Origin of the sequence: Variovorax atrisoli 110B (assembly GCF_000382045.1) — a bacterium.
Lineage (GTDB): Bacteria > Pseudomonadota > Gammaproteobacteria > Burkholderiales > Burkholderiaceae_C > Variovorax > Variovorax atrisoli.
In genome coordinates this window covers 190,577-208,173 of the sequence record NZ_KB907450.1, presented here as the reverse complement: position 1 = coordinate 208,173, position 17,597 = coordinate 190,577, and the positions used below count along the sequence as shown (strand labels likewise).

The 17,597-nt window shown below is 66.5% G+C and carries 16 protein-coding genes and 1 tRNA gene; 10 read left to right on the top strand and 7 right to left on the bottom strand.

Going from position 1 to position 17,597, the window contains the following annotated elements:
* Positions 1 to 182 precede the first annotated feature (182 nt).
* The 3 genes from G369_RS0100995 to G369_RS0100990 all read left to right on the top strand — a co-directional run bounded on the left by G369_RS0100995 (position 183) and on the right by G369_RS0100990 (position 2,227).
* Complete coding sequence (locus G369_RS0100995; protein WP_020722901.1) at positions 183 to 917, top strand: hypothetical protein; 735 nt, start codon at positions 183 to 185, stop codon at positions 915 to 917.
* A 116-nt stretch (positions 918 to 1,033) separates the two neighbouring features.
* Complete coding sequence (locus tag G369_RS38390) at positions 1,034 to 1,531, top strand: hypothetical protein (protein WP_157773612.1); 498 nt, start codon at positions 1,034 to 1,036, stop codon at positions 1,529 to 1,531.
* A gap of 120 nt (positions 1,532 to 1,651) precedes the next feature.
* Complete coding sequence (locus tag G369_RS0100990) at positions 1,652 to 2,227, top strand: hypothetical protein (protein WP_157773610.1); 576 nt, start codon at positions 1,652 to 1,654, stop codon at positions 2,225 to 2,227.
* A 6-nt stretch (positions 2,228 to 2,233) separates the two neighbouring features.
* Here the strand turns inward: G369_RS0100990 and G369_RS0100985 are convergent, their stop codons facing one another.
* Positions 2,234 to 2,581, bottom strand: a complete 348-nt coding sequence (locus tag G369_RS0100985; RefSeq protein ID WP_019652102.1) for a hypothetical protein — start codon at positions 2,579 to 2,581, stop codon at positions 2,234 to 2,236.
* Positions 2,582 to 2,812: 231 nt separating this feature from the next.
* Here G369_RS0100985 and G369_RS0100980 point away from each other — a divergent pair.
* A tRNA-Gly gene (locus tag G369_RS0100980) sits at positions 2,813 to 2,886 on the top strand.
* Between the two features lie 123 nt (positions 2,887 to 3,009).
* The gene (locus tag G369_RS0100975; protein ID WP_019652101.1) at positions 3,010 to 3,615 is read left to right on the top strand and encodes a hypothetical protein; all 606 of its coding nucleotides are present in this window, start codon (positions 3,010 to 3,012) and stop codon (positions 3,613 to 3,615) included.
* On the opposite strand, the gene G369_RS35265 is transcribed toward G369_RS0100975, so the two are convergent.
* Positions 3,601 to 4,380 carry a Crp/Fnr family transcriptional regulator gene (locus G369_RS35265; RefSeq protein ID WP_244164264.1) on the bottom strand — a complete coding sequence of 260 codons (780 nt, stop codon included), beginning with the start codon at positions 4,378 to 4,380 and terminating at the stop codon, positions 3,601 to 3,603. The two genes, G369_RS0100975 and G369_RS35265, sit on opposite strands and share 15 nt — an antisense overlap.
* A gap of 85 nt (positions 4,381 to 4,465) precedes the next feature.
* Between G369_RS35265 and G369_RS35260 the strand changes: the two genes are divergently transcribed.
* Positions 4,466 to 6,715 carry a DUF6351 family protein gene (locus tag G369_RS35260; RefSeq protein ID WP_157773608.1) on the top strand — a complete coding sequence of 750 codons (2,250 nt, stop codon included), beginning with the start codon at positions 4,466 to 4,468 and terminating at the stop codon, positions 6,713 to 6,715.
* Positions 6,716 to 6,731: 16 nt separating this feature from the next.
* On the opposite strand, the gene G369_RS0100960 is transcribed toward G369_RS35260, so the two are convergent.
* Positions 6,732 to 7,631, bottom strand: coding sequence for a LysR family transcriptional regulator (locus G369_RS0100960; protein ID WP_019652098.1), 900 nt, complete (start codon positions 7,629 to 7,631; stop codon positions 6,732 to 6,734).
* Between the two features lie 107 nt (positions 7,632 to 7,738).
* Here G369_RS0100960 and G369_RS0100955 point away from each other — a divergent pair, with 107 nt between their 5' ends.
* From G369_RS0100955 to G369_RS0100940, 4 genes are all read left to right on the top strand, one after another.
* The gene (locus G369_RS0100955; protein ID WP_019652097.1) at positions 7,739 to 9,019 is read left to right on the top strand and encodes an SGNH/GDSL hydrolase family protein; all 1,281 of its coding nucleotides are present in this window, start codon (positions 7,739 to 7,741) and stop codon (positions 9,017 to 9,019) included.
* 102 nt (positions 9,020 to 9,121) lie between these two features.
* Complete coding sequence (locus G369_RS0100950) at positions 9,122 to 9,349, top strand: hypothetical protein (protein ID WP_019652096.1); 228 nt, start codon at positions 9,122 to 9,124, stop codon at positions 9,347 to 9,349.
* A gap of 21 nt (positions 9,350 to 9,370) precedes the next feature.
* Positions 9,371 to 9,892 (top strand): 2'-5' RNA ligase family protein, encoded by a 522-nt coding sequence (locus G369_RS0100945; RefSeq protein WP_019652095.1) that lies wholly within the window; start codon positions 9,371 to 9,373, stop codon positions 9,890 to 9,892.
* Positions 9,893 to 9,928: 36 nt separating this feature from the next.
* Positions 9,929 to 10,960: a phosphotransferase enzyme family protein gene (locus tag G369_RS0100940; RefSeq protein ID WP_019652094.1), complete on the top strand. Its 1,032-nt coding sequence runs from the start codon at positions 9,929 to 9,931 to the stop codon at positions 10,958 to 10,960.
* Positions 10,961 to 10,996: 36 nt separating this feature from the next.
* Here the strand turns inward: G369_RS0100940 and G369_RS0100935 are convergent, their stop codons facing one another.
* From G369_RS0100935 to imuA, 4 genes are all read right to left on the bottom strand, one after another.
* Positions 10,997 to 11,923, bottom strand: a complete 927-nt coding sequence (locus G369_RS0100935) for a hypothetical protein (RefSeq protein ID WP_019652093.1) — start codon at positions 11,921 to 11,923, stop codon at positions 10,997 to 10,999.
* Between the two features lie 77 nt (positions 11,924 to 12,000).
* Entirely contained in the window at positions 12,001 to 15,372 is a 3,372-nt protein-coding gene (locus G369_RS0100930; RefSeq protein ID WP_019652092.1) for an error-prone DNA polymerase, read from the bottom strand.
* A complete protein-coding gene (locus tag G369_RS0100925) occupies positions 15,365 to 16,738 on the bottom strand; it encodes a Y-family DNA polymerase (RefSeq protein ID WP_019652091.1) in 1,374 nt (457 codons plus the stop codon). The genes G369_RS0100930 and G369_RS0100925 overlap by 8 nt, the downstream gene beginning before the upstream one ends.
* Positions 16,707 to 17,513 (bottom strand): translesion DNA synthesis-associated protein ImuA, encoded by an 807-nt coding sequence (imuA, locus tag G369_RS0100920; RefSeq protein ID WP_019652090.1) that lies wholly within the window; start codon positions 17,511 to 17,513, stop codon positions 16,707 to 16,709. The genes G369_RS0100925 and imuA overlap by 32 nt, the downstream gene beginning before the upstream one ends.
* Between the last annotated feature and the right edge of the window lie 84 nt (positions 17,514 to 17,597).

Below are 17,597 nucleotides of genomic sequence, written 5' to 3'. Positions count from 1 at the left end.
TTCGAAAGAATTTGGCCAACCTGCTGGTGGATCTGGGCGAGCACACGGAGGACACGGCGCTCATCGAGCAGACCACCGCGGTCGTCGAGCGATTCTTCCCGCCTCAACCGAAACAGCAGGGTTCCCGCTCTGTGAGGCGCTGTAACGGATAGTTATAGTCACAGCATTAGTGGAGAGAGGAAATGAAGGTACTTGGAATTCTGGCCGCGACCGTGGCCCTGACGGCATGCACTGCGCCGCTACGCCCTGAGGGGGTGCGGCATCTGGGTAATCAACACGTGCTCAAGAGCAACTACGAGGTTGGCAAACCGCTCACCGTGAATGTCGGCGACCCCATGGTGAAGGTTCAGGACTACTGGGAGGACTCTTTCGAAGAGCCATCCGCCACACCCAACAAGTCATTCACGATGACCGGCGGCCCAGTAAACCTTGCTTTCCTAGAAGGGCAAAGCTACCAAGTAAAGGGGCGCATGGCTGTTGAGGGGAAAGACTACCAAGTAGTCGCGAATCAAGCTAACCCCATCCAATACCAAGCGGCTCTTCTCGGCGATGACGGCAAGCTCCTTCCACGAGTTGTTGCCACCAACCCCGGTCTGAACGGGGATCACGTCATGGTGATCTACACACTGCAGATCTCGCCACCGGATGGCACACTCATTCGCCAGCCCAGGACCAGGGTGAACACCAACAAGGGATTCGTTAACTACGAAATATTGTTCACCGGCATCACTGACAGCGCGATAAACCTTACATATCGCGAGTTCAGTCCCGAAGGCTTGGCGCGCGTGGCGTTCTTTCAGAACCTCACCTACCCACGCAACGCCTCGACCATCACGTTCCGCAACTTGAAGATGTCGATTGAGCAGGTGTCGGGCGACAACATCACCTTTCGAGTTCTAGAGGACAGGCGCACATAGCACGAGGGTCGCCGGCAAGACGGCCTTTGCCATTGCCCCACCCTGCGTGCCGAGCGCTCTCTATCGCAGCTCATTCCGCACGAGCCTCGATACCCAACCAGCATCCATCAGACAACATGTCAATCAACTGCCGTCGTTTTATGAGCAGAGTCTTCCGCATTCAGGCCATGCTCGTCGTCGCTTGCGCTGTAGCCAGCTCAGCTGCCACGGCTTCGGAGTCAGTGTTTTTGAGATGCGACGTAAAAGGTTTCATCGCATTCAATGATGACGAGAAGCCAGTGGCAGAAACAGTAGCTGTTGAAGTAGTGGACGAAGACGGGAGGCTCAATATCGACGTCGCCGGTCGCGATGTTGCTGGGGTGTTGATGTCAAGAGACATGGAGAACGGCGAGGCCAAGATGACTGGCAAGAACCTTAGCCGTGATCATGAGTGGTACTTGGTCAGCAACGGTAATCTGAAAGATCGCCAAATCTCGTTGCAGACTTCTGTGCGAATCAATCGGCTAAGTGGTACTTTTTCGTTTACCCAACGAGGGGCCATCAAGAAGACGCAGCACCTGAGAGTCGTGGCGGATGGAACTTGCATCAAGCAAGACCCTGAGCGCAAGTTTTGAGCAGCGGACGGTTCACCATTGTTGAACTCTGGCTGCCAGCCTGCGTCTTAGCCCGCCCCAAGCGGGCTTTTTCGTTCCCGGGGCCGCCATCGAACCGGCATGTTTTTGGGTGAGGGATTCATGCAGCGCGGACCGGTCGAGCAACCCGGGTGGCAACATTCCCGCCCGAAGGCACAGGCAACGAGCCGCCGCCCCAATCAGCAATCAGACGAGCACTTGAATATGGCGCACGCAGAAGAACTTCTCGCCGAAAACCTCGACCCGGTTCTCGGCAGTCTTTTCTGGGAGACTTCCGAATGGGTGGGCGACATTCAGGTCGGTACGCACCACGTCCGCCTGCTCATCGACCTCGACGAGGAAGATCATTCCCGGGAGCGTCAGATCGAATCAATCGCCTACGCCAAGGCGCTGCTGCCCAAGGTGTTGAAGAACGAAGCACAACTCAGACGACAGGCTGCGGATGAGATAGCAGAAGCAGCGGGATCGGAGGCGAGTGAAGAAGATCGTCGCCGCTATGCAAGTGAGTTGGACTCCGCCGCAGCGGCGATGGAGCCGCAGGTACTTTGCATCAGCTTTCCCGACGGCGGATATCTTGAGTGCCGCGATGCGACTCAGGCCTTCTACGGTGCCTCGACGGTGGTGATCCGGTTCGATGATGAAGGCAACTACGAGGAGGCTGAGGTCGATTTCGAATGAGCGCGTTCAGCCGTTGGGTAGGTGGTAGAAATGGAACCCGTGATCTCGGAGATTCAGGAAGTCAGAGAGCCGCTGAAGGTCAGCCGTCAAATCGAGCGGCCTGATCTCATTGGCCCGAAGCGTCCTCATGTGGAAGCGATCAATTGGCGCGCTGGCAATGTCGGGACCGGAGGGACCAAGTTCCGAGTAGCTATGCACCCAGTCTTCCAGTCGCGGTTCCACAGTAAAGGACCAGAAATACGGGCCGCCAGCAAATGCATCATTGACGTCCCGAGCGACGATCAGATACAGCCCGATCCAGGTCTGCTTCATCCGTCCCGTTTCCGGCTGCTTGTAGCGGTAGGTCCATGTCATCCCTCGAGGCGGATGTGACGAGGCGCAGCCCCTCGCAACCCTCCACGACGAGATGCTCGCCACGCTTGAGCTGCTTGGCAGCACGAACGTCGAACAACATGCCCCTATACTCCCGGCTGTCGTCGTGACCGGATGACGTTGGGAACACGGTCGAAGTCGAAAAGGCTTCTTTCCTCTGTAGAATCAGGCACTTAGGCCGATAACTCGTTAGAAATCAACGGGTTATGAAATGCGGGTGTAGTTCAATGGTAGAACGGCAGCTTCCCAAGCTTCATACGAGGGTTCGATTCCCTTCACCCGCTCCAGTCCATGCTCCCTGAGCATTGCCCACGCAAGGTGGCAACCGCACACGAAGCCTCGCGCTAGTACGCCTTCGTCCAGCCTCCCGATCACGTAGCATCCGGCTTCACCTTCTTCGGAGCCAGTTCATGAGGCTGCTGTTCGCTCTGTTCCTCTCCGCGCTCCTGTGCGCATGTGCCAGCGCTCCGGGTACGACGCCTTCAGCCACGGATGCCGCGACCGAGTCGGCGCCGGCCCAGCCGACCGAGGTGCAGTGGCGCTACATCAACTCCAAGTCGTACGAAGCGCTGAACGCCGGACTGGGCAACAGCCATCGATTCGAGAGCAGCCTGGGCTGGATCGACGTCTATGTCTACGACATGAACCGCAGCTGGCAGCCGGGCGTCGGCGATTCGCAGTTCGACGATCACTTCCGAAGCACCATCGCCGAGGTGCAGCGCGCCGCAGCGCAGGGCGTGTATGCAAGCGCGCGGATCGGCCCGACGAGGGACGTCCGCATCGAAGGGCTGACTTTTCGCAGTGTCTCGTTCCGCCTCGTGCATGCGCGCGACGGCAAGGCCTACGACTCGTTCACCTACCTCGCGGTGCGCAACGGCAAGCTGCTGAAGTACCGCATGTCCTTCAACACACCGCCGCCGGCGAACGTCGAGGCGATTGCGCGGGAGTTCATCGAGCGCAACGTGCGCACGGGGCCGGAGACGCCCGTCGGCACGCGCCAGCTACGCAGCACCTGAGCCGTGGCGCCCGCCCTCTTCGGCGAGCGCACAGTTGCACGTTGCCCTGTAGCCGCGCAGGCCTGCGGGGTCCAGCACGGTCAGCCCGCGCTTTTCGAGCCGGATGAGCCCCAGCGCCTGGAATCGCTGCAGCGCGACGTTCACGCGCTGCCTCGACACGTTCGCGAGGAGTCCGATCTCGATCTGCCCCACTTCGAGGAACCGAGGCGCATGGGGATAGAGCTCAGGATTGAACAGGCTCGCCAGACAGTTCGCGACGCGCGCGTCGGTGTCGAGCAGGCGTTCGTGCTCCAGCGCTCCGATGAAGAGGCTGAGGCGTGCGTTGAGCAGGTCCTGCAAGTAGTGGTTGAAAGGCACGCTGGTGCCACGCAGCCATTCGAAGGTCCGGCGCGGCATGAGTGCCACGCGGGCGGGCCGCAGCGCGAACACGTCGTAGCGGCGGGCCTCGTGCTTGAAGAGCGAGCCTTCGCCGAACCACACGCCAGCCGAAACGCCGGTCAGCGTCGACACCCGCCCGTCTTCCGAGGCCACCGACATCTTGGCGAAGCCGTCGATCAGCGCCATCCAGTGCTCGACCAGTTCCCCCGCACGCGCGATGCAGCCGCCGCGCGCGAACTGCCGCTCCTGCATGCTGCCGAGCACATGTTCCAGATCGGCGTGCGAAAGAGCCGACGCCCACCTGGAGCGCCGCACCATCTCCTCCATCGCCTGCAGGGCGGCAGGCTCGCCGGCGGGATCGTGGGGATCAGGGATTACCTGTAGCAATTCGCGCGTCATCTGTCGTCGCAACGACCGCGGCCCGGAACGTCCATTCGTATTCTTTCAAGGACATACAACACAGGAGACGTTCATGTTCGCTACACCCCGCCGCCCGCGCAAGCGGGTTTTTCCGTGGCCTCGCCCCTCCCGTGCCGTTGCGGCCGGGCTCGTCGCGATGGCCGGCGCACTGCTGGTCGCCGCATGCGGGGGAGGCTCCGACAGCGGCCCCGGTTTCTCGTTCATTCCCGGCGCCAGCCCGCCGCCTTCGACGCCGACGCCAGCGGCCTTCCAGGTGAAGACGCTCTCGTCGGCGCCCGACATGATCAGCGGTGGCGACACGCTGCTCGAGATCACGGCACCCGTGGGCGTCGCGCTCGACAAGGTGCGCGTGAGCCTCAACGGCAAGGACGTGAGCGCGCAGGTGCCGGTGGCAGACAGCACGGCCCGCGTGCTGCGCGGCCTCGTCACCGGGCTCACGACCGATGCGTCTAGCAGCACCGGCAGCACCAATTCACTGGTGGTGAGCAATGCCGACAACAGTGCGCAGCGCACCGAGGTCAAGCTGGTCAACTACCCGATCACCGGCCCGATCCTTTCGGGCCCGCACATCTCGCCCTATGAATGCCGCACGGTGCAGAACGGCCTGGGCGCGCCGCTCGATGCCGACTGTTCGGCTGCGACGCAGGTGGTCTGGTACTACCGCAGCACCTCCAATGCTTTCAAACCGCTTTCGGACCCGACGGGCACGCGCCCTGCCGACCTCGCGACCACGACCACCAACGACGGCAACACCGTGCCCTACATCGTGCGCGTGGAGTCCGGCACCATCAACCGCGGCGTGTACCGGCTCGCGGTGCTCGACAACCCCGCCAAGAACGCTCCTGCAACCTGGAAGCCGGGCCCCGGATGGAACAGGAAGCTGGTCGTGTACTTCGACTGCTGTGGCTCCGCCCAGTACAACCAGGGCGTGCACCCCATCGAATCGATCCTCGGAGACGCGGGCCACATCCAGCTCTCTCGCGGCTTCGCCTTCATGAACTCGACCGAGCTCTGGAACAACCAGCACGCCAACCCGCACCTGCAGGGCGAGACGCTGATGATGCTGAAGGAGCACGTGATCGAGGAATTCGGCGCCGTGCCCAAGTGGACCGTCGGCTTCGGCGGTTCGGGCGGCGCCATCCAGCAATACCTGATCGCGCAGCTCTACCCGGGCCTGCTCGACGGCATCCAGCCGATCGTTTCGTTCCCCGAGACGCTGATGCCCGAGGTGATGGAGTGCCGGCTGCTCAACAACGTCTACAAGCTCGACACGGCCACCTGGACCACGGCCAAGCAGAACGCGGTGAACGGCTTCAACACCAACACCTGCGTGGCATGGGACCTCTCGTTCGCGAGCATCATCAAGTCCGACAACGCACCGGGCTGCGGTTTCCTGGAGGCGGCCAACGCGTCGAACGTGTTCAACCGCGCGACCAACCCCAACGGCATCCGCTGCGACCTGTTCCAGACCAACGTAAACCTGCTGGGCAAGCGCGCAGGCACGCAGGAGGCCCGGCGCCCCATCGACAACACCGGCGTCCAGTACGGCCTGGCTGCGCTCAACAGCGGCGCGATCTCGGTGAAGGAGTTCCTCGACCTCAACGAGAAAGTCGGCGGCTACGACGGCGACGGCAACACCCAGGCCGCGCGCTCCGAGGCCGACCTCGACGCGCTGAAGGCCACCTACTCGGGCGGCTTCAAGAACAGCTTCAAGGGGCCGGGTCTGGCGAACATCCCGATCGTCACGCAGCGCGGCAACGCCGATTCGGTGGGGGACATCCACGACACGATGCAGGACCTGATCATCCGCGCAAGGCTGCAGCGTGCCAACGGCCGCAGCGACAACCAGATCATCTGGACGCTGGGCTCGAAGTCAGGAGTCGACTACATGTCGGCCTCGCTCGACCTCATCAACAAGTGGCTGGACAACATGGCCGCCGACACGTCCGCGCCATCGATCGACAAGGTGGTGCGCAACAAGCCCGCGGGCGCCAACGACGCCTGCTGGGACGCCGCCGGCAAGCGCATCGACGAGGCTGCCTCGAGCGATCCAGCCGCCGCCTGCAACAAGGTCTACCCGCGCTTCAGCACGCCGCGCATGGTGGCCGGCTCGCCGCTGGTGAACGACGTTCTCAAGTGCCAGCTGAAGCCGGTCAATGCGGCGGACTATTCCGTGACCATCGCGGGCGCCGATCTGGCACGGCTGCAGACCATCTTCCCGAACGGCGTTTGCGACTGGAGCAAGCCGAGCGTCGGCCAGGAGGCGCTGCGCGGCACCTACCTGCGCTTGCCGCTGAACTGATCGGAATTCGGCAAGCTCAGGCTGCCGACGCCCCCGGCAGCTTCGCCACCCTTTCGGCGAGAAAGTCCACCAGCACCCGCACCCGCTGTGGCTGGTGGCGCCGCGCCGCATACAGCAGGTGCATCTCCTGCGCAGGACCGGTATGGCGGCCGAGCACGCGCACCAGCCGGCCCTGCGCGAGCAGGTCGGCCACCATCCAGGTCGGCTGCAGCGAGATGCCGGCGCCGCCCAGCACGGCATCGAGCATCGCCACCGCGTTGTTCACCCGGTAGCGGCTGTGCACGGGCACCGCGACCGGGCCTTCGGGGCCGTCGAGCAGCACGCCGTCATCGCCCGGGGCATAGCGCAGGTAGTCGTGCGACATCAGGTCCTGCGGTTTTCGCGGCTTGCCGCGAGCCGCGACGTACTCGGGCGAGGCGACCAGCACGCGCGGCCATGAGCCCAGCCGGCGCGCGACCAAGTCGGGCGGCAAGGTGCCGCCGACGCGCAGAGAGACGTCGATGCGGCCTTCCAGCGGATCGATGAAGCGGTCGTCGAGCACCAGCTCCAGTTCGATGTCGGGGTACAGGCCCAGGAACTCCAGCGCCATCGCGTTGAGGTGCCGCTGCCCCAGGGTCACCGGCGCACTCACGCGCAGCAGGCCGCGCGGCTGCTGGACGCCTTGGCGCGCGTCGGCCACCGCGTCGCCGTAGTCCTCGAGCACGCGCCGGGAACGCTCATGGAAGCGCTGGCCCTCCTCGGTCAAGCTCAGGCCCACGGCGGTGCGGCGCAGCAGGCGCACGCCCAGCGAGCGCTCCAGCCCCGCGACCAGCTTGCTGACGGTCGGCTGCGTGGTGCCGAGCGCGCGGGCCGCGCCCGAGAGGCTGCCCAGTTCGACGCTGTGCACGAAGGCTTCAAGAGCGCGCAGGGTGTCCATGATGTATTCGGATATGGAATGGCGTGGATGCCATTCTGCCTTCTACCCATCTGGATGAGCATGAATGAAAGTCGTGGCCTCGCTTCAACTTTCATCCGGAAAACTCCATGTCCACATCCGCTCTCGCCTCGGCCCTGCGCCATGGCGCCTTCGCACTCGCATTGATCGGCTCGGCCGCAGCACCGGCCGCCGAACCCGCTGCCGCCACCTACTGGAGCCCCAGCTGGATGGCCAGCACCCAGCCCGTCTGGGGCGGCGATTTCGTGCTGCCCACCGGCCTGCCCTTCCAGTTCAACGGCCAGACCGTGCGGCAGGTCGCGCGACTGAGCATCGGCGGATCGCGGCTGCGTGTCGTGATCAGCAACGAAGGCGGCACTGCGCCGCTGTACATCGGCGCCGCGCACGTAGCGCGCCATGGCGAGGGCTCGGCCATCGTCGAGGGCACGGACCGGCCGCTGCGTTTCGGCGGGCACGCCGACGTGACCGTGCCGCCCGGTGCGCGCCTCGTGAGCGACCCGGTGGACATCGCCCTGCCCGCGCTCGCCGAGCTTGCCGTGTCGCTCTACCTGCCGCGGCCCAGCCAGCCCTCGGGCTTCCACTTCGACGCGCGCCAGACGGCCTACGTCGCCGACGGCGACCTGACCGGCGCGGCACGGCTGCCCGCGACCGCCACGCAATGGAGCACCCGCGTCTACTTCAGCGGACTGGTCGTCGAGACGCCTCGGCCGCCGGCCACCGTCGTCGCACTCGGCGACTCGATCACCGACGGCAACGGCTCCACGCCCGGCGCCAATACCCGCTGGCCCGACGCCCTGGCCGAGCGGCTGGCAGCGCGGAACGTTGGGGTGCTCAACGCCGGCATCTCCGGCGGCCGCCTGCTGAAGGACGGCATGGGCCGCTCGGCGCTGGAGCGTGCGGGCCGCGACGTGTTCGCGCAGCCGGGCGTGCGCGCCATGATCGTCCTGCTGGGCACCAACGACATCGGCTGGCCCGGCGGCCCCTTTGCGCCCAACGAGCCCGCCATGCGCGCCGAGACCGTCATCCAGGGCCTGAGGCAGTTCGCGGAGATGGCCCGTGCCCACAACGTCCGCATCATGGCCGGCACCATCCCGCCGAACGAACGGGCGCTGGAAGGCACGCCGCTCGAAGGCCACCATTCGCCCGCCAAGGACAAGGTGCGCCAGGCCGTGAACCGCTGGATCCGCGAAGGCGGCGCCTTCGATGCCGTGGTCGACTTCGACGCCCTGCTGCGAGACCCGGCCAACCCCTCGCGGCTCAAGGCGTCGATGGACTCCGGCGACCACCTGCATCCGGGCGATGCCGGTTACAGGGCGATGGCGGCGGCAGTCGACCTCGAGGCACTTCTCGGTACGCTGGCGCAGCCTTGAAGACCTTTTTCTCAAGGGTTTGCGGTCGCCCGAAATACTGTACATGCATACAGTATTTCTCTAGAATTCCTCGTCTCCAAGAACAACATCGAGGCGACGCCCATGACCACCGCCAGTCCGCCTGCGCCCACCGCGCAGGTTCTTTTCTTCTCCAGGCTGCACCGGTTGCAGCCGTCCCGCACCCGCACAGGCCGGATCTCGACCTGGCCCTTCAAGGTGGCCCGCGACAAGGACCACGACGATGGGCGAGACGGCACCAACGACATCCGCGCTCAGGCGGCGCGGGTCATCCGGACCACGGCAGAAAGCTGGTGGCCGCCGGAATCCTGAAACCACCCCAAGGAGCACACCATGGCCGAGCGCAATCGACTTCTCGTCGGACTCTTCCCCACCACGCAGGTGCAGGCTGAAATCGAAGCGCACCGCAAGGACTGGTTGTGGCCGAAGGGCTGTTCCTTTCCACCAGTGGAGCGCATGCACCTGACGCTGCAGTACATCGATGATCAGCAAGGCCACGCCGAACAGTGCCTGCGCACGGCGCTCGCCGCAGTGTCGATGCAGCCGCTGCAGCTCACGCTCGACAGCTCCTGCACGTGGGCCAACGATGTCTCGGTGGTCCAGCCTTCGGAGCACGAAGGCCTGCGGCGCCTTCAGCACGACATCAGCCGCGCATTGGTGCAAGCCGGCTTCGCTTTGCGGGTCGGCGAACGGGGCTGGACGCCGCACATCACGATCGCACGAAATTCCGGACAGGCGGCAGCCCCCCGCTCGCTGAAACCCATCCGCTGGACGGCCACCGAGTTCCGCCTGGTCCGCTCGCACTTCACCTACCCCTTCCGCCACGAACCATTGGGCGCCTACCCGCTGCACTGAGGCGCGCCCATCATCCGACGGCGCTACCGTCCCCGGATGCTCACACCTCCCGACCTGCCGCAAGAAGCCATCACCCAACTTCTTGCCGGTGCCTACGGACTGCACGACATCCGCGCCGAATTCCTGCCGCTGGGTGCCGAAGCGAACTCCGCGGCCTTCCGCATCGATGCGAGCGACGGCGCCGCCTACTTCCTCAAGCTGCACCGCAACGGTCTTGACCAGAGCGTGGTCGCGGTGCCGGCCTTCCTGCATCACGAGAAAGGCATCGAAGCGGTGATGGCACCGCTGCCCGCAACAGGCCGCGAGCTGAGCGTGCGAGGCGACGGCTTCGACTGGGTGCTCTACCCCTATTTCGATGGCCGCAACGGCTTCGAACGCGCGCTGAGTGACGGCCAGTGGGTCAAGCTCGGCGCGGCGCTGGGCTCCATCCATCGCACCGAGCTGCCCGAATCACTCTCGGCCGCGCTTCCCCGCGAACGCTACGACCATCGCTGGCGCGAAGGCGTGCGCCGCTACCAGCGCCGGTTCATCAACGACGTGAAGGGCGACGACATCGCCAGGCGTTTCCTCGCCTTCTGCGAAGAGCACGCGGAAGAGATCGACAACATCGTCTACCGCAGCGAGCAGCTCGCCTCCATCCTCCTCGAGCGCCGGCCGGAGCTGGTGCCCTGCCACGCCGACCTCCACGCGGGCAACGTGCTCGTCGGCGATATCGACGGAGAAGGCGACCGCCTGGCCATCGTCGGCTGGAACGCGCTCATCCTCGCGCCGAAGGAGCGCGACCTGATGTTCATCGGCGGTGGTGTCGGCCACGCATGGAACCAGCAGCGGGAAGAGGCGCTGTTCCAAGAAGGCTACGGTGCGAAGAAGGAAGACATCGACGCGGTGGCCCTCGCCTACTACCGCCACGAGCGCATCGTGAAAAGCCTGCTGGAGTCCTGCGACCGGATATTCGACGGCACCGCCAGCGCGGAAGACCGCGAAGTGGGCCTTCGCCAGATGCAGACCCAGTTCCTGCCCGACGACGTGGTCGCCATCGCGCACCGGAGCTACGACGCCATCACCTGACGGTGCCGCGCCGGCGCACCGCAAGTGCAGCGCTGGTCAGACCAGCATGTCCTGCGCGTCGTCCTCGAAGCCCGGGATCGGCTGGGCCTTGGCCAGCGCCAGCCACACCGCAAACGGAATGCGCTCGAAGGCGCGATGCACCGCGGCGCGCGCCACCACCAGGCGTTCTCCCTCCAGCACCATCACGCCGCATTCGGCGGGTATCTCCTCGGGCTTCGCGATGCAGCGGCCCTTAGCGTCGTTGCCCAGCACGTACCAGCACTCGCCACCCAGGTCGAGGTAAGCCGCGCGCTTGTCGGGCTTGCGCAGGTCGCCCAGCAGGTCGGCGCGGCTCACCTTCACCTCGTGCACGATGGGATGGGCATAGGCCTCCACGCTGGTGTTGCGGATCGAGAACACGTCGGGCCGGGCCATGCACCAGCGCGGCTTGCCACCTTCTTCCAACGGCGGAAGGCGGGCCCGAAGGCCCAGGCCGCGCCATGCGATGCGGCCGCCGCGAGTCATCTCGCGCGCCACGCGCTCCACCAGCGCCTCGTGCGGCGACAGCGCGGCGCGGTTGATGGTGAGGGTGGTCGCGATGCGTGCGATGCCGGCGTCGGTCACGCGCAGCGTCTCGTGGCCATGCGCCGTGCGAACGCGCTCCAGATAGCCGCCCGCGAGCAGCTCGACCTCGATGGTGTCGCAGCACGGCCAGCCGGCCGAGCGGTAGATCTCGCGCAGGCGACGCGCATGCAGCTTGCCGAAGGGCACACCCGCCTCTGCGTGCTGCATCGGCGGCGGCTCCGTGACCGGACGCGGAAAGCCCGGGTCGGTCACGGGCGGCTCTGCAGGGGGCGGATCGCCCTCCGGCGGCGGCATCGGAGGCTGGTGCGGCGGAGGCACGGGAATGGGCACGTCGGGCGCGGGAGGCGGTGGCCCGATGGGGCCTGCGACGGCGAGTGCGAGAACGGCGGATTCGGACATGGAGGAAACAGGTTAGCGAAAAGTCCCGGAAGGCGCGAGGCGCAAAACGATCGGTTGCATTCGGGGCTTTCGCGGGGTCAATGGAAGTCCCGGCTGGTGTTGGTCTGCGCGAGCCGGCCCATGAGCGGCGTCAGGTCCTTGAAGCCGGTGGCGATCAGGTGCTGCACCTTGCCGCCGCTGTCGTCGTCGCGCTGCCAGGTGCCCTGCACCGCGAGCAGGTGCGACTTGAGCAGCGGCTCGCGCCAGGCCTCGATGACATGGCTCCAGACGATCACGTTGACATTGCCGGTCTCGTCCTCCAGCGTGACGAAGATGGTGCCGTTGGCCGTCTGCGGGCGCTGCCGTCCCTTGACGATGCCGCAGGCGCGCGCGGTCTGTCCGCTGGAGAGCGAACGCAGCTCGGCGGCGCTCATCAGCTTCATGCGCGCAAGTCTCGGGCGCAGCAGCGCGAGCGGATGGCGGCGCAGCGTGAGCCGCAGCGCCGCGTAGTCGCCCACGATCTCCTCGCCCTCGGACGCAGCTGGCAGCAGCAGCGCCTGCTCGTTGATCGGCACACCCCGCAGCAGGGCCGGTGCTCGTCGCTGCGCGGTGGCGTCCCACACCTGCTGGCGCCGATGGCCCGAGAGCGACATCAGCGCATCGGCCGCGGCCAGCGCCGCCATGTCCTTGCCTTCGAGTTCGGCGCGCAGGGCGAGGTCTTCGGTGCTCGTGAAGGGTGCCTGCGCGCGGGCTGCGAGAAGACGCTTCGCCCCGCCTTCGCTGAGGCTCGCGATGCGGTTCAGGCCCAGCCGCACCGCGGGCTGGTTCTCGTTGCCCAGGCGTTCGGCATAGCGCTCGTCAGTGCCGGGCGGCATGCGTGGGGCATGGGGGTCGCGGGCTTCGAGGGTGGTGTCGAAATCGCTGCGCGTGACGTCGACCGGGCGCACCTCCACGCCATGGCGGCGGGCATCCTGCACCAGCTGCGAGGGGCTGTAGAAGCCCATCGGCTGCGAATCGAGCAGTGCCGCCAGGAAGCAGGCCGGCTCGTAGTTCTTGAGCCAGCTGCTCACCGTCACCAGCAGCGCGAAGCTGGCGGCATGGCTCTCGGGAAAGCCGTAGTCGCCGAAACCCATGACCTGCTTGAAGATGGCTTCCGCGAAACTGGCCTTGTAGCCGTTGAGCACCATCCCGTCCACCAGCTTGTCGTGGAACTTGCCAAGGCCGCCCTTGCGCTTCCAGGCGGCCATGGCGCGGCGCAGCTGGTCGGCCTCGTCGGCGGTGAATTTCGCCGCGATCATCGCGATCTGCATCACCTGCTCCTGGAAGATCGGGATGCCCAGCGTGCGCTCCAGCGCGGGGCGCAGCTCGTCCTTCTCGTAGCGTATCTCCAGCCCCTTCCTCTTGCGCTCGCGCTGCTTGAGATAGGGATGCACCATGCCGCCCTGTATGGGCCCCGGCCGCACGATGGCGACCTCGATCACAAGGTCTTCGTAGCTGCGCGGCTTCAGGCGCGGCAGCATCGACATCTGCGCGCGGCTCTCGATCTGGAACACGCCGATGGTGTCGGCGTCGCAGATCATGTCGAACACCTTCGGGTCGTCGCCGGGTATCTGGTGCATCTGCAGCGTCGAGCCGCGCCAGCGGTTCATGTGCTCCAGCCCGCGGCGGATCGCGCTGAGCATGCCGAGCGCGAGCACGTCGACCTTGAGCATGCCCATGGCTTCGAGGTCGTCCTTCTCCCACTGGATGACGGAGCGGTCCTTCATCGACGCCTTCTCGACCGGCACCAGCCGCGTGAGCCTGGTGTGCGTGAGCACGAAGCCGCCCACGTGCTGGCTCAGGTGGCGCGGAAAGCCCTTGAGCCGCCGCGTCATCTCGATCCAGTGTTCCAGCTTGAGCTCGTCCTCCCGCACGCCCGCCCGCTCCGACGCCCGCTGCAGCTGCTCGCTCAGCACGGTGTCGTCGAACCAGTAGTGGTCTTTCGCGAACTCGTCGATCAGCCGCTCGTCGATGCCGATGGCCTTGCCCACGTCGCGCAGTGCGCTGCGGGAGCGGTAGCAGATGACGACGGCGGCGATGGCGGCACGTTCGCGGCCGTATTTTTCGTAGATGTACTGGATGACCTCCTCGCGCCGCTGGTGCTCGAAGTCGACGTCGATGTCGGGAGGCTCGCGCCGGTGGCGGCTGAGGAAGCGCTCGAACAACAGCGTTCCCTTGTCAGGGTTGATGGCGGTGATGCCCAGGCAGAAGCAGACCGCAGAGTTGGCCGACGAGCCGCGCCCCTGGCAAAGAATGCCCCGGGACTTGGCGAAGCTCACGACGTTCTCGACCGTCAGGAAGAACATCTCGTATTCGAGCTCCAGGATCAGGTCGAGCTCCTTGCGGACCTGCCTGCAGACGCTTTCCGGAATGCCCGAGGCATATCTTTCGAGCGGGTACTTGTCGAGCGCCCCCTCCCACGTCTTGCGCACCAGCGTCTGCGCAGGCGTCTCATCATTGCCCACGGTCTCCAGCGGGTACTTGTAGGTCTCCCGGATCACCTCCGGATCGAACCTGCACCGCTCCATCACCACCAGCGTGTTCTCCAGCATCCGCGACAGATAGAGCTCGGCCAGCCGCATGCGCGGGCGCAGGTGCCGCTCGGCGTTCGACTGCAGGGCAAAGCCGCACTCGGCCACCGTCCTGCCTTCGCGAACCGCCGTCAGTATGTCGTGCAGCGGCTTGCACGAGCGCGCATGCATGTGCACGTCGCCGGCAGCCACCAGCGGCACGCCCGCGTCCTCGCCCGCCTGCATCAGCGAGACGAGCCAGAGGTCGTCGTCGAGTTCGTTGAACAGTTCAACCGCCAGCCAGAGGTTCCCGCCGTAAAGCGCCTTGGCGGCCAGCAGGTCTTCGTGCAGCGTGGCGGAGTCCATCGCGCCGCCGGGGTTGCGGTCGGGCACGAAAAGAACCTGGCAATGCTGCAGCGAGGCCACGTCGCTTTCTTCCCAGCTCACGCGGTACTCGCCCTTGGGCAGCTCGGTGTTGCGCGCGGCGGTGATGAACTCGCAGAGGTTGCCCCAGCCCTCGGTGTCGTCCGCGATCACCACGAGCCTGAAGCGCTCGAAGCGGAACTCGCTGCCGAACAGCAGGCGGAAGGTCGGGTTGCGCGGGATCTTCGGCTCGTCGGGGTTCTCGCGCTCGTATTCGTCGAGCTTGTGCTCCATGCCGCGCAGGCAGACATGCGCCCGCACGATGCCGGCCACTGAGCACTCGTCGGTGATGGCCAGCGCCTTGTAGCCGAGCTGGTAGGCCCGGTCCACGATGTCCTCGGGCGTCGAAGCGCCGCGCTGGAAGCTGAAGTTGGTCAGGCAGTGCAACTCCGCGTAGTCGGGCAACTCGAGCGAAGGCGCCTTGCGCAACGGCACCGGCAGCGCATGCACCTTGGCGGGCTGCCGCCTGCTCTCCTGCTTGTCGCTCAGCTCAGGCATAGAAGCCCTGCAGGTACCAGCGGACCTCGCCGGAAGAAAAGCGCGCGGCGGGCCGCTCGCGGAAGATCCACACCAGCCCCGCCTCGGGGCTTTCCGCGACGTAGTAGTCGCGCATCGCGGGCTGGCCGCCCTCTTCCTTGTCGCCCCACCAGCCGGTTTCGACACGCTGCGGGCCGATCAGCCGGCTCAGCGGGCCGCGATAGCACGGGCGCTCGCCGTCCATCTCGAGCAGCAGTGGCTCGGGCAGCAGCCATGGCGGGTAGACGGCGTCGGGCTGCGAAGCTGCCGCGGCAGCCTCCTTCCGGCTCTTGTCGCCGGCCGGCTTCTCCTTTTCCTTCTCCTTCTGCAATGCAGGCCGCCATGCCTGCTTGCGCTCGGGCCGGTGGTCGGCCCGCGCCGACGGCACCACCACCTGCTGCGGCCCGAGCCGCACGCTGAGCCGCTCGACCATCTCGTGCAGCCTGTCGCCCTTGCGGTTGTCCTCCGGCAGGAAGCTGGTGCTGGCGCCGGCCCAAGGATCGGTCTCGAGGGTGCGCAGCCTGATCCAGCTCGCAGGCGCGGCCAGCGTGGCGAGGGCCAGCTTTTCGGACAGCAGCCGGCGCAGGTGCGCCATGTCCTGCGTGGGTTCTGCCGTGCGCACGGTGAGCTGCTCGTGCGGCGGCAGGTTCACGCCGTTGAGGCGCCGCAGGTCGAGCGTCCATTGCAACTCCAGCGCACGCGCGCCGCGCTGGCGGGCACGCAGCCAGAACTGCAGCGAGGTCAGCAGCCGATTGGCCGACCACATGAGCTCGGGCGCGGTCTCGGCCAGCGCCGGCAGCTCCAGCTTCTGCTCGAACACGTCGGGCAGCGTGAGCCACGAATGGCTTTCGGGGCGCAGGCCCCAGGCGATGTCGAGCGCCTCGCGAAGACCGGTGCCGAAGCGCCGCGTGAGTCCGCCGCGCGGCAGCGCAGCCACATCGCCCCAGCTGCGGCAACCCAGGCGCGCGAGCAGGTCGAGGTGCTCATGGGCGGCGGTCAAGGTGTCCAGCGGCAGGCCGGCGGGTATCTCCTTCGGCCGCTTCTCGTCGCGGGCGAACAGGCGCAGCCGCGCCAGCGCGATCAGGCTGGTGGCGCCCTGTGCGCCCAGCATGCGCGCGTCGGGCACGGGGTTGTCGGCCAGCAGCAGGCGCATCAGCGTCATGCGCCCGCCCCAGAGGCGCTCGCAGGCGGAGACTTCGAGCATCAGCGCTTCGTCGAGCCAGGCGACGTGGGGCGTGTACTTCAGGGCCCACCAGCCCAGGGACTCGGGCGTGGGCATCGCCGCCAGGGCTTCGGGCGTGTCGGTCGTACCGGCTTCAGGCAACCACCGCAAGGCGATCCAGTGCATCCGGGCCTCCTTTCCACGCGTCGATGCGCACCACCGTGGCCGAGGCTGCCGGCTCGCCCGCAGGGGCCACACCCTGCTGCTGCAGGCGCAGCTTGCGCCGCAGCCGGGCGGCGGCCAGCAGCGCGGTCATGCGCTCGTTGCGAGCCGGCAGCATCACCGGCGCGGCCAGCGGCGGGCCTCGGCGCTTGAGGATGTGCAGCTCGATCTGCGACACGTCGGCTTCGCTGCGGTCGGCCTGGATGCGCAGCCGCGCGGGCGATGCCGACAGCGCCACCGACTCGGGCCGGCACACGAAGAGCAGCACCTCGTGCTGCGCGGCCGCCAGCTGCAGCCGACGCAGCTCGCCCACGCGCGCCTGCGGCAGCCAGGCCACGACGGCGGACACGTCGGCGCAGCGCAGCGCCTGTTCGCAGGCCCACAGCCGCGCGGCCGGGGCCTCGCTGCGCACCAACATCAGCGCCTCCACCGGAAGCCCCTGCGCCGCGAGCGAGGCGCCGCAGGGCTCGTAGGGCGCGCCGATCAGCACCACCGGCCCGCCCCGGGTGGCCACCGCCTGTGCCAGCGCCGGCAGCAGCAGCCGCCAGACATGGGCCTCCGGCGCGGGCAGCAGCAGTTCCGTCATCGCACCGACCGGCCAGCCGCCGCCCGGCAGCTCGGCGTCGAGCGCCGCATGGCCGGTGGCGACGACCTGAGCGTCGGCCAGGCCGAGTTCGTCGGCGTGCCAGACGCCACGGCCCGCGGCAGCGGAAAAGGAATCGAGGAAAGGAAGGCCCATGGTGATGACTGTTAACTGTATTTTCATACAGTATTTCGCAGCCTACAACAGGAACGCCGCTTTCCCTGTTTTTCTTCTTTACAG

What these genes read in the sequence shown, in the direction of transcription:
- G369_RS0100995 (WP_020722901.1), top strand. Translation starts at nt 183, where the DNA reads ATGAAGGTACTTGGAATTCTGGCCGCGACCGTGGCCCTGACGGCATGC.
- G369_RS38390 (WP_157773612.1), top strand. Translation starts at nt 1,034, where the DNA reads ATGTCAATCAACTGCCGTCGTTTTATGAGCAGAGTCTTCCGCATTCAG.
- G369_RS0100990 (WP_157773610.1), top strand. Translation starts at nt 1,652, where the DNA reads ATGCAGCGCGGACCGGTCGAGCAACCCGGGTGGCAACATTCCCGCCCG.
- G369_RS0100985 (WP_019652102.1), bottom strand. Translation starts at nt 2,581, where the DNA reads ATGACATGGACCTACCGCTACAAGCAGCCGGAAACGGGACGGATGAAG.
- G369_RS0100975 (WP_019652101.1), top strand. Translation starts at nt 3,010, where the DNA reads ATGAGGCTGCTGTTCGCTCTGTTCCTCTCCGCGCTCCTGTGCGCATGT.
- G369_RS35260 (WP_157773608.1), top strand. Translation starts at nt 4,466, where the DNA reads ATGTTCGCTACACCCCGCCGCCCGCGCAAGCGGGTTTTTCCGTGGCCT.
- G369_RS0100960 (WP_019652098.1), bottom strand. Translation starts at nt 7,631, where the DNA reads ATGGACACCCTGCGCGCTCTTGAAGCCTTCGTGCACAGCGTCGAACTG.
- G369_RS0100955 (WP_019652097.1), top strand. Translation starts at nt 7,739, where the DNA reads ATGTCCACATCCGCTCTCGCCTCGGCCCTGCGCCATGGCGCCTTCGCA.
- G369_RS0100950 (WP_019652096.1), top strand. Translation starts at nt 9,122, where the DNA reads ATGACCACCGCCAGTCCGCCTGCGCCCACCGCGCAGGTTCTTTTCTTC.
- G369_RS0100945 (WP_019652095.1), top strand. Translation starts at nt 9,371, where the DNA reads ATGGCCGAGCGCAATCGACTTCTCGTCGGACTCTTCCCCACCACGCAG.
- G369_RS0100940 (WP_019652094.1), top strand. Translation starts at nt 9,929, where the DNA reads ATGCTCACACCTCCCGACCTGCCGCAAGAAGCCATCACCCAACTTCTT.
- G369_RS0100935 (WP_019652093.1), bottom strand. Translation starts at nt 11,923, where the DNA reads ATGTCCGAATCCGCCGTTCTCGCACTCGCCGTCGCAGGCCCCATCGGG.
- G369_RS0100930 (WP_019652092.1), bottom strand. Translation starts at nt 15,372, where the DNA reads ATGCCTGAGCTGAGCGACAAGCAGGAGAGCAGGCGGCAGCCCGCCAAG.
- G369_RS0100925 (WP_019652091.1), bottom strand. Translation starts at nt 16,738, where the DNA reads ATGCACTGGATCGCCTTGCGGTGGTTGCCTGAAGCCGGTACGACCGAC.
- imuA (WP_019652090.1), bottom strand. Translation starts at nt 17,513, where the DNA reads ATGGGCCTTCCTTTCCTCGATTCCTTTTCCGCTGCCGCGGGCCGTGGC.